The organism is Streptomyces sp. NBC_01341, assembly GCF_035946055.1.
GTDB lineage: Bacteria > Actinomycetota > Actinomycetes > Streptomycetales > Streptomycetaceae > Streptomyces.
This window is the reverse complement of sequence record NZ_CP108364.1, coordinates 4,900,982-4,915,919: the sequence shown is the minus strand read 5'-3', so window position 1 is coordinate 4,915,919 and position 14,938 is coordinate 4,900,982. Positions and strand designations below refer to the sequence as shown.

Genomic DNA, 14,938 nt, shown 5'->3' with positions numbered 1-14,938 from the left:
TTCCTGGTGAATACCGTTTCGTGCGGCCATACTTCTGGCCGGGCACCAGTCCTCCTCGGCAGGGGGCCGGGGCCGTCGTCAGTGACCGAGGGGGAGGTCAAGTGACATACCCGCCGAACGGGGCCGCACCACGGGAGCCCGCGCCGGGGCCGCAGGCAGCGCCCATGACCGTACCCGCGCCGCGCCGTGCTGCCCGGGTCGTCGCCGTCGACCGGCTGCGCTCCGCGGCGACGACCGAACCGGGCCGGCTGCAGATCTACGGCGCCGTACTCGCTCTGCTGGTCGTGGTGTTCGGCGCGGTCACGTACCTGGAGATCGCGGCCCGGGCCGAGGCCGCGCACGACGTGGTGACCCGCAGCCAGCCGCTCAGCGCGGACGCGGCGGACATCTACCGTTCGCTGGCGGACGCGGACACGATGGCGGCGAGCGGTTTCCTGGCGGGGGCTCAGGAGCCGAAGGACGTGCACGAGCAGTACGAGAGGGACATCAAGGAGGCCTCCAGGCTCCTGGTGAAGGCGGCGGCGAGCACCGACGCCTCGACGTCCTCGCACCGGGAGATCACCACCCTGGGAGAGCTGCTGCCCGAGTACACCGGGCTGGTGGAGCGGGCGCGGGCCAACAACCGGCAGGGGCTTCCGCTCGGCGGCGCCTATCTCCGGTACGCCAACCAGAAGATGACGAACGAACTCCTCCCCGCGGCCGAGCGGTTGTACGCCGCGGAGACCGCCAGTCTCGGCACCGACACGTCCGACGCCCGCAGGTGGCCGTTCCTCTCGCTGGCCGCGGGGATCGTGACGCTGGCCGCGCTGGTGTGGATGCAGCGGCGCAACTACCGCAGGACGAACCGCGTCCTCAATCACGGGCTGCTCGCCGCGACGGCGGCGGCGACGGTGGTGCTGCTGTGGCTGGCCGTGGGACACACGGTGGCCAGGGCCGAGATGCGCGACGCGATGGTCCACGGTCAGGAATCCCTCGACGTCCTGAACAAGGCCAGGATCAACTCCCTGAAGGCACGGGCCAACGAGAACCTCACGCTGGTAGCCCGGGGCGCGGTGCTCACCCCGGACGGCACGCGGGACAAGTACGAGACCGACTTCGGCACGGGTATGAAGGCCCTCGCCGCGCAGCTCGTGAGCGCGGAGGAGCTCGCCGACGACTCCAGTGGGAGCAGGCCGGTGGCGAGTGCCGTCAGCAGTGTGTCCGAGTGGCAGGACCGCCACAAAGAGGCCCGGACGACGGACGACCGGGGCGACTACGACGGTGCGCTGAAGCAGATCATCGGTCCGAAGGGCTCCACGGGTGAGTGCTTCGAGCGGGTCGACGATGCGCTGCGGCAGGCGCTCGCCCATGAGCAGGGCGAGTTCGACGCCGCGGCCAGGAGCGGGCGCGGGGCGCTGGGCGGGCTGCCGATCGGGGCCGCCGTCCTCGCCGTACTGGGTGCGGTCGCCGCGATCGTCGGGGTCAACCGCAGGCTCTCGGAGTACCGGTGAGGGGACGAGCGATGACCGGGGCGAAAGGCTGGGCCGCACGCGGCAGGATGCGCGGCTGGGGCGGCGTGACGGGCATGGCGGTGGCCTGCGCCGTCACTGCCTGCCTCACCCTGCTGCCGCTCGCGCACGGCGACGGGACGTTCGGCGCCGCGGGTGCCGGACACGGCGCCACCTCGACGGTGCCGCTGCAGGCCGACACCTGTGAGGACCCGGAGGCGAGCCTCCCCCCTTCGGGTGCCGACGGCCCGAACATCGCGAAGATCCGCGAGCGCGGGAAACTGATAGCCGGTGTCGACCAGAACAGCTTCCGGTGGGGGTACCGCAATCCGGAGAGCGGCACGCTCGAGGGGTTCGACATCGACCTGGTGCGGGCCATCGCCGAGGACGTACTCGGCGATCCCGACGCGGTGATCTTCCGGGCCATACCGACCAACCAGCGCATCGCGGCGCTGGAGCACGACCGGGTCGACGTCGTCGTGCGGACGATGACGATCAACTGCAAGCGTCTCGACCAGGTCGCGTTCTCCACGGCCTACTTCCAGGCCGGTCAGCAGGTGCTGGCCCCGAAGGACTCGGACATCAGCGGGTACGACGACTCGCTGAAGGGGAAGCGGGTCTGCACGGCCGAGGGTTCCACGGCGAACGACGCGCTGAACGAGAGGTCCTACGGCGCGGTGTTCGAGGACGAGCACGAGGGCACGGCGCGGGACCCCGACCGGCTGACCGTGCCCAACCAGCTGGACTGCCTGGTCCGGCTGCAACTGGGCGAGGTCGACGCGGTGGTCACGGACAACGCGCTGGCGGCCGGCCAGGCGGCGCAGGACCCGGCGGTCGAACTCAAGGGTGACAAGCCGTTCACCACCGAGTACTACGGCGTCGCCGCCAAGCTCGGCGCCGACGACCTGGTGGCGCGGGTCAACAAGGTGCTGGTCGACTACCGCCAGGGCGGGACGGACAGCCCCTGGATGGTGTCGTACCGCAAGTGGCTGGCGACGGGCCTGCCGGGCATCACCGGACCCCCGGCGCCGAAGTACCGGAGCAACTGACCAGTCCGGGCCCCGGCCCGGCGAATCGAGCGGAGAGGTGATCGATGGGCGTGGCGGGATCCTTCCCCAGCTTCGCGGGGAGGCCCCCCGGCCCGGTCATGGGCCGGGACGAGGCGGACCGTACGCTGGCCCGGCTCGGCGCGGAGCACGAGGCCATCGAGACCTCGCTCTTCGCCCTGGAGGAACATGCCGGCCGCCGGCTCCTGGAGGGCGCCGGTCTGACCGGTGTCACCAAGGAGCGCTGGGCCTCCGCCGAGCAGTCGATCACGCTGCTGTGGACGTACTTCGAGGCCTATGCAGGGGCACTCGCCTCGGCCCGTGAGATCCGGGCCAGGCGCCGCTATCCGGGCAGGAGCGACCTGATGGCCCTGACCGACCTGCTGCGCGGCGACGGCGTGACCGTGGCGAACCAGGGAGCCTCCGGCCCGGGCGCCTCGCTCACCGGTCCTGCCCGGCTCTCCGAGCGGTTCACGCTGGAGGAGCTGGTCGCCCGGATGAACGACCTGTACGCCCATGCGCTGGACATGGTCCTCTCGTCGGACTCCGTGTGGTCGGCGCTGCCCGCCCGGATAGACCTGCTGGCCGCCGAGCTGCGCCGCACCGGGTCGCTCGCACACTCCGTCGGTGTGCGTCCCGGGGAGCATCCGGCCGGGGACGACCTGGTGTCGATCGCCGAGGAACTGACCGCGCTGCGGGCGCAGGTGATCTCCGATCCGCTGGCCTTCTGGGTGCCGGCTCCGGGCAGTGCCGCGCCCGGCGGAGGGCGTCCCGACACCACGCGCTACGACCGGGCGGCCCGTGCTCTGGAGGACGTGCGCCGGGAGATCGAGGCGGTGCTCGCGGTCCGGCAGGACGCCGAGCAGCGCCTGGCCCAGGTGCGTGACCTGCTGTCGCGCGCGAACCGTACGCTCACCGAGGCGCGTTCGGCGCGCGGTGAGGTGCTGGCGAAGATCGCCGCCTCGGAGGTGCCCGCGGTGAGCGGCCCGCCCACCGCGCTGCACGAACGGCTGGCGGCCGCGTCGGAGTACCGCAGGCACGCCCAGTGGAACCGGCTGTCACCGCTGCTCGACTCGCTGGAGCGCGAGGCGGAGGACGAGTTGATGCGCGCCCGGGAGTCGCTGACGTCCGTCACGGCGCCGCTCGCGGTGCGGGCGGAACTGCGCGGCAGGCTGGACGCCTACCGGGCGAAGGTGGCCCGGCACGGCCTGGCGGAGGATCCGCTGCTCATCGAGCGGTACGACGCGGCCCGCCGGATGCTGTGGAGCGCCCCGTGCGATCTGCGGGTCGCCGGACAGGCGGTGCTGCGCTATCAGCAGGCCGCGACCGATCTGCTGACACCGCGCTCCCGGGGCGGGCACGACGGACAGGGGGAGACATCATGAGTGCGCAGTGCCAGCGCCCCGGGTGCGAGGGCGGTTACGAGGACATGGGCGGCGGTGAGCTGTACTGCGACACGTGCGGCCTCGCACCGGTCGTGTCCCCGACAGGCATGGTGAGTTCACCGCCCACGGGTATCGCGGGCGGCGGCAGGGCCGGCGGCCGCGGGAGCGGCAGCACCTCGCAGCGGACCGGCTCGCGGGCGTCGGCGCGGGCGTCGTCCGGCTCGTCGCCCTCCCGGCGTTCGGTCTCCGGGCGGCTCTCCCGCTCGCTGTCCGGTTCCTCCACCTCACCTTCGGTGTCCGTCCGCTCCTCGGGGTCCTCGACGGCGTCCGCTTCCGGGCGCGGCAGGCTGGGCGTGGGACTCGTCCTCGTCCCGGACGTGCCGAGGCCCGATCCGCGTACGGCGGTGATGGAGAATCCGGAGGTCCCCGAGAGGAAGCGATTCTGCTCGCGGTCCGACTGCGGCGCCCCGGTGGGCCGCTCCCGCGGCGAACGGGCCGGCCGCACGGAGGGGTTCTGCACCAAGTGCGGCCATCCGTACTCCTTCGTGCCCAAGCTGCGCGGCGGCGACATCGTGCACGGGCAGTACGAGGTGGCGGGCTGCCTGGCGCACGGCGGGCTCGGCTGGGTCTATCTCGCGGTGGACCGTGCGGTCTCCGACCGCTGGGTGGTGCTCAAGGGCCTCCTGGACACCGGTGATCAGGACGCCATGGCGGCTGCCATCTCCGAACGGCGCTTCCTCGCGGAGATCGAACACTCCAACATCGTCCGCATCTACAACTTCGTGGAACACCTGGACCAGCGCACCGGTTCGCTGGACGGCTACATCGTCATGGAGTACGTCGGCGGCAAGGCGCTCAAGGAGATCGCCAACGAGCGCCGCACTCCGGCCGGGAAGCGGGACCCGCTGCCGGTGGAACAGGCCTGCGCGTACGGCATCGAGGCGCTGGAGGCGCTCGGCCATCTGCACAGCCGCAACCTGCTCTACTGCGACTTCAAGGTCGACAACGCCATCCAGACCGAGGGCCAGCTCAAGCTCATCGACATGGGCGCGGTGCGCAGGATGGACGACGACGAGTCGGCCATCTACGGGACCGTCGGCTACCAGGCCCCCGAGGTCGCGGAGACCGGCCCGTCCGTCGCCTCCGACCTGTATACGGTCGCCCGGACGCTCGCGGTCCTCACCTTCGACTTCCAGGGCTACACGAACGTCTTCGTGGACTCGCTGCCCGCCCCGGACAACATCGACGTGTTCCGGCGGTACGAGTCCTTCTACCGGCTGCTCGTGCGGGCCACCGACCCGGACCCGGCCCGCCGCTTCTCCTCCGCCGGTGAGATGGCCGAGCAGCTGACGGGTGTCCTGCGGGAGGTCGTCGCGCTGCAGACGGGCAGGCCGCGCCCGGCGCTCTCGACGCTCTTCGGGACGGAAGTGCGGGTGACGGACACCGAGTTGTTCGCCGAGCCGGCGGGCGACGCCTCCGCGCTCGGCGCCCGGCGGGCCCCGGCCGCCGGGCGGGGCCGCTCCGGACGGCGCCGCCCGCCGGCCCCGGTGCCTCCCGCACCCGCTCCGGCCCCCGCCTTTCCCCCGCCGCTCGCCCCCGCTGTCCCGCAGGGTGCTTCCCCGGGCGCGGCTCCGGTGTACTCGCCCGACACCCACGTACGGGGGGCCACGACCGGCGCCGCACCGGCACGGGCCGCCGTACCGGCCCCGCGCGCACCGGTCCCGGACCCCGTGCCGCTCCCCGTCGGGTACCCGGGCGCCGGCCCCCGGCTCGTCGTGTTCGACGCGCGGGCCACCTCGCTGGCCCTCCCCGTCCCCCGGGTCGATCCGAACGACCCGAACGCGGGATTCCTGGCCGGGGTGATGGCGTCGGCCCCGGCCGAGCTGATCTCGGCACTGCACTCCGTGCCGGCGGCCTCGCCGGAGACCCGGCTCCGGGAGCTCCGCGCCCGCCTGGAGATGAGCGAACTCGACGCCGCCGTGGCGGCCCTGACGGCGGTGGAGAGGCAGCACCCCGACGACTGGCGGGTCGTGTGGTACCGCGGGATCACGTCCCTGGTGACCGGTGACCGGGAGAACGCGGCGCTGTCCTTCGACGCGGTCTACGACGCCTTCCCGGGAGAGCCCGCTCCGAAGCTGGCCCTGGGGATCTGCGCCGAGGTGCTGGGCCAGCTCGACAACGCGGCGGAGTACTACCGGTTGGTGTGGATGACGGATCCGAGCTTCGTCAGCGCCGCGTTCGGCCTGGCCCGGGTCCAGATCGCCGCCGGGGACCGCACAGGAGCGGTACGCACCCTGGAGTCCGTACCGGAGTCGTCGATCCACTACACGGCGGCCCGGGTGGCCGCGGTGCGCGCCCGACTGCGCGAGCGCGCACCCCACGAGCCACTGCTCGACGACCTGTCGGCGGCCGCTGAGCAGGTGACGGCGTTGCAGGGGTACGGCCTGGACGCGGTGCGCCGCGAGCAGTTGTCGACCGAGGTACTGGGTACGGCGCTCGACTGGGTACTCTCCGGTAGTCCCACGGCTCGGCCGGCCGCTCCGTCCTCGCCCGCAGCCGCGGGCCCGAGGACGGTGCTCGGCAGCGAGCTGGACGAGCGGGGCCTCAGGTTCGGCCTCGAACGCTCGTACCGGATACTCGCCCGGCTCGCTCAGCGGGGCGACGAGAGGATCGAACTGGTGGAGCGGGCCAACCGTTTCCGCCCCCGGACCTGGGTGTGAAGATGTCACAGATCCACCAGCGGGCCTCCTTGCCGGGGTGCCCCAGCTGCGAGGAACCGCTGGAGACGGGCGACCTGTTCTGCGGGGCGTGCGGATACGACCTCTCGGCCGTGCCCGCTCCCCCCGGCGACCGCCCCACCGTCGCCATCACGGTGCCGGCACAGGGCGCGGCGACCGGGGCGGATGCTCCGGTGGAGTGGCCGGCCGCCTCCGAGACCGACAGCTCCGACCTGCCGGCGCCCACGCACCGCCCGGCCGACCTGCCGGGGGTGGACTCGGGCGGCCGGCCCCTGGCCGCCTCGGCACCGGCGGCCGTCCGCCACGACGAGCCGGGCAACCCCGACGGCGAATGCGGTGTCGAACGCGGCGGCGGGGCGGCCGACTTCGAGCTCGCCGCGCCCGACCCCCGCACGGTCGAGCACGCGACCGCCGGGGGCGCGGTCGTGAAGGTCTGCGTGGCCTGCCGCTCGGGTCATGTGGATACGGACGGCTACTGCGAGAACTGCGGCCACGCCCAGCCCCGCGAACGCGACCACATGGAGCAGGAGCTCGGCGCCGTTGCGGCGGTCAGCGACCGGGGGCTGCGGCACCACCGGAACGAGGACGCGTTCGCGGTGTCCTGCACCGGCCTGCCGGACGGTTCGCAGGCCGTGGTGGCCATCGTGTGCGACGGCGTCTCGTCGGCGAGCCGGCCGGACGAGGCGTCCGCCGCGGCGGCGAGCGCCGCCAACGAGGCCCTGCTGGAGTCGCTGCCGCGCGGCACGCATCCGCAGCAGGCGATGCACGAGGCGATCCTGGCGGCCTCCGAGGCCGTCAACGCCCTCGCTCAGGAACCCGGTCAGGCGCTGGAGCACGATCAGCACCGCCACCAGAACGCCCCTGCCTGCACCCTGGTCGGCGCGATCGCGGCGGGTGGTCTGCTGGTCGTCGGCTGGGTGGGCGACAGCCGTGTCTACTGGGTGCCGGAGGACCGCTCCCACCCGCCGGCCCGGCTCACGGAGGACGACTCCTGGGCGGCGCAGATGGTGGCGACCGGCCTGATGAACGAGGCGGAGGCGTACGCCGACGAGCGCGCCCACGCCATCACGGGCTGGCTCGGCGCCGACGCCTACGAACTGGAGCCGCACACCGCGTCCTTCAAGCCGGACCGGCCCGGACTGGTCGTGGTGTGCACCGACGGCCTGTGGAACTACGCGGAGGCCGCGGCGGAGATGGCCGCGGCCCTGCCGCACGACGCCCGCGAACGGCCGCTGCACGGTGCCCAGGTGCTGGTGGGTCACGCGCTCGACGGCGGGGGCCACGACAACGTAACAGTGGCGCTGCTGCCGTTCGCCGTGGTGCCCGCGGGGGCAGGATCGGCCTGAGCCACGCTCGGTCCGCCCGGCGGGTCCGGTGATCCGTCCTGTCCGTACGCCATTACCGTCCCACGTCCTGAGCCCTGCCCGAACGACTGTCCCCGACCGACATACGTGGAGCCTCAAGGAGCCGATCAGATGGCCAACTTCTCCAAGTCGAACGTGCCGAAGTTCTCCGTCGAGGTGTACCAGAACGCGTACCTGCCCGAGGGCGGCCGTGAGGTCAACGCGATCGTGACCGTCACGTCCACCGGCGGGGGGACGACCGGCGGGGTGCCGCTGGGCGACGCGGTACCGGCGCCGAGGGACTCCGCCGGAGCGGGGCCCGGCGCAGCCGTGGTGCTCATGGTGGACTGCTCGGGGTCGATGGACTACCCGCCGACGAAGATGCGCAACGCCCGCGACGCGACCGCGGCGGCGATCGACACCCTGCGCGACGGCACCCGGTTCGCCGTGGTCGCGGGCACCCACGTCGCGAAGGACGTCTACCCGGGCAACGGACAGCTGGCGACCGCCGGTCCGCGGACCAAGGCCGAGGCCAAGGAGGCCCTGCGCCGGCTGAGCGCGGGAGGCGGGACCGCCGTCGGGAGCTGGCTGCGGCTCGCGGACCGGCTGCTCGGGTCGGCCGACGTCGGCATCCGGCACGGCATCCTCCTCACCGACGGCCGCAACGAGCACGAGTCCCCGGAGGACCTGGGGGCCGCTCTGGAGTCCTGCGCGGGCCGTTTCACCTGTGACGCGAGAGGTGTGGGCACCGACTGGGAGGTGAAGGAGGTCACAGCGATCGCCTCCGCCCTGCTCGGCACGGCGGACATCGTCGCCGACCCGGCGGGTCTCGCCGGTGACTTCACGCGGATGATCGGGAACGCGATGGGCAAGGAGGTCGCGGACGTGGCGCTGCGGCTCTGGACGCCCGTCGGCGTGGAGATCGCGTTCGTCAAGCAGGTCGCGCCGACGCTCGCCGACCTGACCGGCCGCCGGACCGAGGCCGGGCCGCGCGCGGGGGACTACCCCACCGGCTCCTGGGGCGACGAATCCCGTGACTACCACGTGTGCGTCAGGGTTCCGGAGGCCGGGATCGGCCAGGAGATGCTGGCCGCCAGGGTCTCGCTGATCCTGCCGCCCCCGCCCGGCGGCGGCACTCCGCGGACGCTTTCGCAGGGTCTGGTGCGCGCCGTCTGGACGGACGACATGGCCGCGTCCACGTCGATCAACCCCCAGGTGGCGCACTACACAGGACAGGCTGAACTGGCACACGCCATCCAGCAGGGACTGGATGCGCGCAAATCGGGAGACTTCGACGGCGCCACGGCGAAACTGGGCCGAGCCGTACAGCTCGCCTCGGCATCCGGAAACGCCGATACCGCGAAACTGCTTTCGAAGGTGGTCGACGTCGTCGACGCGGCGACCGGTACTGTGCGACTGAAGGCGAGGGTCGCAGAAGCGGACGAGATGACACTCGAAACGCGCTCGACCAAGACTGTTCGTGTCAAGAAATAGCCACACGAACGACAACGACAGAACCGTACGGAAGGCCGACCGGCCGTACGGCGCACCGACGAGCATGGCGGCCTCCGGGCCGGACGAGGAGAGGGGGAAGCGCCGACATGCCGACCTGCCCGAACGGACACCAGTCGGGTTCCGAGGACTGGTGCGAGGTCTGCGGACATCGCATGACCGGGACGGACGCGCCCTCGGGCGCGGTTACGCCGCCTCCTCCGCCGCCCGCGCCCGGCTACGGCTATCCGCAGCGGCCCGGGACCGGCGAGCCGACCGTCCAGGCCGAGCTCTGCCCGCAGTGCCGCACCCCGCGTGAGCCGATGGCGCCGTTCTGCGAGGAGTGCCGCTGGAACTTCCTCACGAACACGGCGACGTCCTACACCCCGCTCGCACCGCAGGGCGGTGCAGGCGGCCCCGTGCCCGGCCTGAACCTGCCGCCGGGCTTCCAGGCCCAGCAGGGCCCGCCGCCCCAGCAGCAGCGCGACCCCTTCGAGTACCAGGGTTCGCGGCCCTCGCAGGTGAACCGGCCCGCGGAACCGCTCTCCCCCGAGCAGGGCGGCCGGCCCGGTCCGCCGCCCTCGTTCCGGCAGGGGCCGCCGCCTCCGCCCTCCTTCCAGCAGCAGTCGCCGTCGCCGTTCGAGCGGCAGGGACAGCAGCCGCCGTCACCGTCCCCGTTCGACGGGCAGGAGGGCGGCCGGGGTCCTGGTACGCAGAATCCGTCCGGTGCTCCGTCCCCGTTCGAGCCGCACCGCCAGGGGCCGCCGCCGTCGCCGTCCTTCCAGCAGCAGTCGGCGCCGCCCGCTCCCGCGCAGCCGCAGGCTCCGCAGCCCGGTGGCGACGACGACTGGATGCTGCCACCGCCCTCGCGGCAGCAGGTCCCTCAGGGGTTCCAGCAGAGCCCGCAGGGCCCCCAGGCACCTCGGCCGCCGCAGGTCCCGCAGCAGCAGTTCCCCGGCCAGGGCCCCGCACAGGGCGGCCCTGAGCAGGGGCCGGGCACCTGGACGGCGGTCATCGCCCCGGACCGCGACTACTTCCTGGCGATGATGCAGCGCAGCGGGCCCGAGGCGACCGGCCTCAATCTGCCCGCGTACTCGCCGGAGCAGCATCTTCCGCTCACCGGCGGCCAGATCACCATCGGCCGCCGCCGGCACAGCACCGGTGAGTCACCCGACATCGACCTGGCCGTGCCGCCGGAGGACCCGGGCGTCTCGCACCAGCACGCGGTGCTGGTGCAGCAGCCCGACGGCACGTGGGCGGTCGTCGACCAGAACTCCACCAACGGCACCACGCTGAACGGCGCCGAGGACCCGATCCAGCCCTATGTCCCCGTCCCGCTCCAGGACGGCGACCAGGTGCACGTCGGGGCGTGGACGACCATCACGGTCCGCCGCGACTGATCCTGCGGCCCCGGGCGCGTGACGCCCTCCGGCGGAGGACCGGGGTCCTAGGACCCCGGTCACCGGCCGACGGGCGCGCGCGTCTGCGACGATGGACCTGTGACAGAGATTCCGCGCGACACGCTTCAGGAGCAGACCTTCTACGAGCAGGTCGGCGGCGAGGACACCTTCCGGCGCCTGGTGCACCGCTTCTACCAGGGCGTCGCGGAGGACCCGCTGCTGCGCCCGATGTACCCGGAGGCGGATCTCGGGCCGGCCGAGGAGCGCTTCAGGCTGTTCCTCATGCAGTACTGGGGCGGTCCGCGCACCTACAGCGACGAGCGGGGCCATCCCCGGCTGCGGATGCGGCACGTCCCGTTCCGGGTGGACAGGGCGGCGCACGATGCCTGGCTCGGGCACATGCGTGTGGCGCTCGACGAACTCGGCCTGACGCCCGAGCACGAGCGTCAGTTGTGGGACTACCTCACCTACGCCGCGGCCTCGATGATCAACACGGCCGACTGATCCGGAGCTGATCGGTCGCGTGCGACACGGCGGCCCGATCCGGAGCCGGCCCGATCAGTCGCGTGCGGAATTCGGTGCTTGATAGCCGCATAACGGTCACGATCCCATCAAGTTGCGGCCACAAGCGGTTTCCAGGAGCCCGTGCACTCTGAAAGCATCCAAGGGACGCCGGGGGCGTGAGAGGCGTACGGCTGCTGAGGGTGCGGGGGAACAGGTGACAGGGTTCGTCTTTCTGCGGGTGCGCGCGCACCGGCTCCTGCTCGCCGCAGCACTGCTGGCCGTCCTGCTCACCACCTGTGTACTGGCCTCACTCACCGCGTTCTCCGGTTCCATAGGCGACGCCGCGCTGCGGCACACGCTGACGCACCGCTCCGCGGAGCAGGCCTCCCTCTTCGTCTCCGCCGACGTGGACCGTGAGCGGCGCGACGAGGCCGACGCCCTGGTGCGGCGGGCGGCCGGCGACACGTTCGACGGGCTGCCCGTGACCGTGCGGAAGCTGGAGAGTTCGGGCCCGTACGCACTGCCGCGCGCTCTTCAGACGGCAGCCGAGCAGCGTGGCGAGCCCGATCTGACACATCTCGCCTCGCTGGACCGCAGCAGGGTGCGCCTCACGGCGGGGCGCATGCCCGATGCCGGGGCCGGTGCGGCGGACACCCCGGTGCAGGTGGCGCTGCCGCGTGCCGCGGCCGAGGCCCTGAAACTGAAGCCGGGCTCCACGCTCACCCTGACCGACCGGGTGGGCGGGACTCCGCTGAAGGTCGAGATCACCGGGCTCTACGAGGCGTCCGACCTGGCCGACCCCTACTGGCGGCTGGACCCGCTCGGCGGGCGCGGTGTCCGCGAGGTCGTCTTCACCACCTACGGCCCGCTGCTGGCGGACCCGGCCGTGGTCGGTTCCGCCCGTGTCAGTGCCGGTCCGCTGTCGTGGGTGGCCGCCGCGGACTTCGGCACGGTGACCACAGGCCGGACCGAGGCCCTGCGCAAGGCCTCGACGGACGGGCCCAAGGCCCTTGCCGCTTCCGGGATGTTCGGGGACGGACCGGCGGTGCGCACCTCGCTGCCGACCGTCATCGACCAGATCGAGCGGGCGCTGCTGGTGTCCCGCTCCACGATCATGATCGTCGCCGTCCAGCTCGTCCTGCTCGCCGGTTACGCGCTGCTCCTCGTGGCCAGGCTGCTGAGCAGCGAACGTGGCGGCGAGACGGAACTCCTCCGGGCCAGGGGCGGTTCGCGGGGCCGTATCGCTTCCCTCGCCGCGATCGAGGCGCTGCTCCTGGCGGTGCCCGCCGCCGTCGTCGCTCCGCTGCTCGCCGGGCCGCTGACCCGGCTGCTGGCGCGGCGGAGCGAGCTCGGCCGGATCGGGCTGCGGCTCGACGGCGGGGTGGACGGCACGGTCTGGCTGGTGGCCGCCGCCGTGGCACTGATGTGCGCGCTCGCGGTCGTCGCACCCGCGCTCGCCGCCGGTGGGAGCGGCCGTCGCACGGGCCGCGGATCCGCGCTGCCCGTTCCGGTGCGGGCGGGCGCCGACATCGGGCTGCTGCTGATCGCGGGAGTGGCGTACTGGCAGCTGGACCGGCAGACCGGGGCGTCCGGCGGTGGCGCGCTCAGCGGGGACCGCGGCGGCGAACTCGGCATCGACCCGCTGCTGGTCGCCGCTCCCGCACTGGCCCTGCTCGCCGGGACCGTGCTGACGCTGCGGCTGCTCCCGCCCGCCGCCAGGCTCGCGGAGCGTCGTGCCGCGAGCGGCCGGGGGCTGTCGGCGGCCCTGGCCGGATGGCAGTTCAGCCGTCGTCCGCTGCGCGGCGCGGGGCCGGTGCTGCTGCTGGTCCTCTCGGTCGCGATGGGCATGCTGGCCATCGGGCAGAGCGCGTCGTGGGACCGGTCGCAGGACGACCAGGCGGACTTCAGGTCGGGTGCGTCGGTGCGCATGGTGGGCGGGCTTTCCGGCGACCCGGCGAACGCCGCCCCGTACTCGGAGTTGCCGGGGGTGCGCCAGGCAGCCCCGGCGTACCGCACGACGGCCGACCTGTCCGGCGGCCGGACGGCCGAGATACTCGCCCTGGACACCGCGCACGCGGACGAGCGGCTGCTGATGCGCGAGGACCTCTCGGGGACGACGTCGCCGCGGAAGCTCTTCGACGCGGTGGCACCACCGAGATCCGTGCGGACGGGGGTCGTCCTGCCCGAGGGCAGCACGCGGGTGCTGTTCGACCTGCGGATCGGCGACACTTCGGCGGCCGGCGGGGCGTCCCCGTCCCGGGCGGCGCCGCTGGTGAGTGTGCTGCTGGAGGACCGTTACGGGATCGGCTACCGGGTGGGTGCCGGAACCGTCCCCGCCGACGGGCGTATCCACCCGAAGTCCTTCCCCGTGTCCGCGTCGGGCCAACTGGCGGTGACGGGCTTCGAGGTGGACAGCCAGGTGCCGGAGGGGCCGGCGGACCGTCTGGTCTCCGTCACGAGGATGCGCGCGCTCACCAGCGGGGGCGTCGAGCGGCCGGTGCCGGCCTCGGACGGGGTGCGCTGGCACGCCGCCGCGACCGTGACCGAGGCCGGTGAGACCCGCCCGGGCGAGAAGGCCGAGGCGGTCACCGGGTCGGGCTCGTCCCCCGCGTTCCGCTACGGCACCGGTGCCGACACGGAGGACGGTGGATTCTGGGCGGGTGAGCCGGTCGGCACCCTGCGCATCACCGCTGACCGTCCTGCGGCGCCGGCACTGAAGGCGGTGGCCACGGAGGCGTATCTGAAGTACGCGGGCGCCGAGCAGGGGCAGGAGGTCGACCTCACCCTGGCGGGCAACACGGTCCGGGTGACCCTGGTGAAGTCGGTGCAGCAGCTGCCGACCACCGGCCCGGGCGCGGCCACGGCTGTCGCCGAGGGTGCCGGGACCGACGCGTCGGTCAAGCCCGGAGGGGCCCTTCTGCTGGACCTCAGAGCCGTGTCCGAGGTGCTCGCCCACCGGTCGGGGGCCACACTCGCCCCCACCGAGTGGTGGCTGAGCACCGCACCCGGCGGCGGCCCGCAGGTGGCGGCGGAGCTGCGCGCGCTGCCGGACACGGACCCGGCGCAGGTGCGGGTGCGGGACGAGGTGGCGCGGGAACTCGCCGACGATCCGCTGGGGGCCGGGCCGCAGTCCGCGCTGCTGGCGGCCGCCGTCGTGGCCGCCGCCCTGGCCGCGGTCGGATTCGCCGTGGGGCTCGTCGGTTCGCAGCGGGAGCGGGCCGCCGAGTTCGCCGTACTGCGGGCACTGGGCGCGCCCCGCCGCCGTCTGGCCCGGATGATGGCCGCCGAGCAGGGGGTGCTGATCACCCTGGCGTTGCTGATCGGGTTCGCCCTCGGGGCCGTGCTGACCAGAGCCGTCGTGCCCCTCGTCGTACTCACCGGGCAGGCGGCCAGGCCGGTGCCCGACGTGCAGGTGCTGCTGCCCGCCGGTCAGGTCGCCGTCCTGCTGGTCTCGGTCGCCGCGCTGCCGCTGCTGTTCGTCGCGGCGATCACACTGCGCCGCGCCGATCCCGCGGTGTCGCTGCGCCACCAGGGGGACAACTGA

The 14,938-nt window shown here is 73.3% G+C and carries 9 protein-coding genes; all 9 read left to right on the top strand.

Going from position 1 to position 14,938, the window contains the following annotated elements; all coding sequences use genetic code 11:
- Positions 1-164 precede the first annotated feature (164 nt).
- The 9 genes from OG206_RS21630 to OG206_RS21590 all read left to right on the top strand — a co-directional run bounded on the left by OG206_RS21630 (position 165) and on the right by OG206_RS21590 (position 14,938).
- Positions 165-1,490 (top strand): hypothetical protein, encoded by a 1,326-nt coding sequence (locus OG206_RS21630; protein ID WP_327118541.1) that lies wholly within the window; start codon positions 165-167, stop codon positions 1,488-1,490.
- 11 nt (positions 1,491-1,501) lie between these two features.
- On the top strand, positions 1,502-2,536 hold the full coding sequence (locus tag OG206_RS21625; RefSeq protein ID WP_327118539.1) for a glutamate ABC transporter substrate-binding protein: 1,035 nt from the start codon (positions 1,502-1,504) through the stop codon (positions 2,534-2,536).
- A 44-nt stretch (positions 2,537-2,580) separates the two neighbouring features.
- Positions 2,581-3,918 carry a hypothetical protein gene (locus tag OG206_RS21620; protein WP_327118537.1) on the top strand — a complete coding sequence of 446 codons (1,338 nt, stop codon included), beginning with the start codon at positions 2,581-2,583 and terminating at the stop codon, positions 3,916-3,918.
- Positions 3,915-6,638, top strand: coding sequence for a serine/threonine-protein kinase (locus OG206_RS21615; RefSeq protein WP_327118535.1), 2,724 nt, complete (start codon positions 3,915-3,917; stop codon positions 6,636-6,638). Before OG206_RS21620 ends, OG206_RS21615 begins: the two co-directional genes overlap by 4 nt.
- Before the next feature lie 2 nt (positions 6,639-6,640).
- Complete coding sequence (locus OG206_RS21610; RefSeq protein ID WP_327118533.1) at positions 6,641-8,002, top strand: protein phosphatase 2C domain-containing protein; 1,362 nt, start codon at positions 6,641-6,643, stop codon at positions 8,000-8,002.
- Between the two features lie 129 nt (positions 8,003-8,131).
- Entirely contained in the window at positions 8,132-9,493 is a 1,362-nt protein-coding gene (locus tag OG206_RS21605; RefSeq protein WP_327118531.1) for a vWA domain-containing protein, read from the top strand.
- A gap of 107 nt (positions 9,494-9,600) precedes the next feature.
- Positions 9,601-10,890 carry an FHA domain-containing protein gene (locus OG206_RS21600; RefSeq protein WP_327118529.1) on the top strand — a complete coding sequence of 430 codons (1,290 nt, stop codon included), beginning with the start codon at positions 9,601-9,603 and terminating at the stop codon, positions 10,888-10,890.
- A gap of 99 nt (positions 10,891-10,989) precedes the next feature.
- Positions 10,990-11,394, top strand: coding sequence for a globin (locus tag OG206_RS21595; RefSeq protein ID WP_327118528.1), 405 nt, complete (start codon positions 10,990-10,992; stop codon positions 11,392-11,394).
- 214 nt (positions 11,395-11,608) lie between these two features.
- The gene (locus tag OG206_RS21590) at positions 11,609-14,938 is read left to right on the top strand and encodes an ABC transporter permease (protein WP_327118526.1); all 3,330 of its coding nucleotides are present in this window, start codon (positions 11,609-11,611) and stop codon (positions 14,936-14,938) included.

Coding starts and splice junctions, on each gene's coding strand:
- OG206_RS21615 (WP_327118535.1), top strand. CDS start 3,915: ATGAGTGCGCAGTGCCAGCGCCCCGGGTGCGAGGGCGGTTACGAGGAC.
- OG206_RS21605 (WP_327118531.1), top strand. CDS start 8,132: ATGGCCAACTTCTCCAAGTCGAACGTGCCGAAGTTCTCCGTCGAGGTG.
- OG206_RS21600 (WP_327118529.1), top strand. CDS start 9,601: ATGCCGACCTGCCCGAACGGACACCAGTCGGGTTCCGAGGACTGGTGC.
- OG206_RS21630 (WP_327118541.1), top strand. CDS start 165: ATGACCGTACCCGCGCCGCGCCGTGCTGCCCGGGTCGTCGCCGTCGAC.
- OG206_RS21620 (WP_327118537.1), top strand. CDS start 2,581: ATGGGCGTGGCGGGATCCTTCCCCAGCTTCGCGGGGAGGCCCCCCGGC.
- OG206_RS21610 (WP_327118533.1), top strand. CDS start 6,641: ATGTCACAGATCCACCAGCGGGCCTCCTTGCCGGGGTGCCCCAGCTGC.
- OG206_RS21625 (WP_327118539.1), top strand. CDS start 1,502: ATGACCGGGGCGAAAGGCTGGGCCGCACGCGGCAGGATGCGCGGCTGG.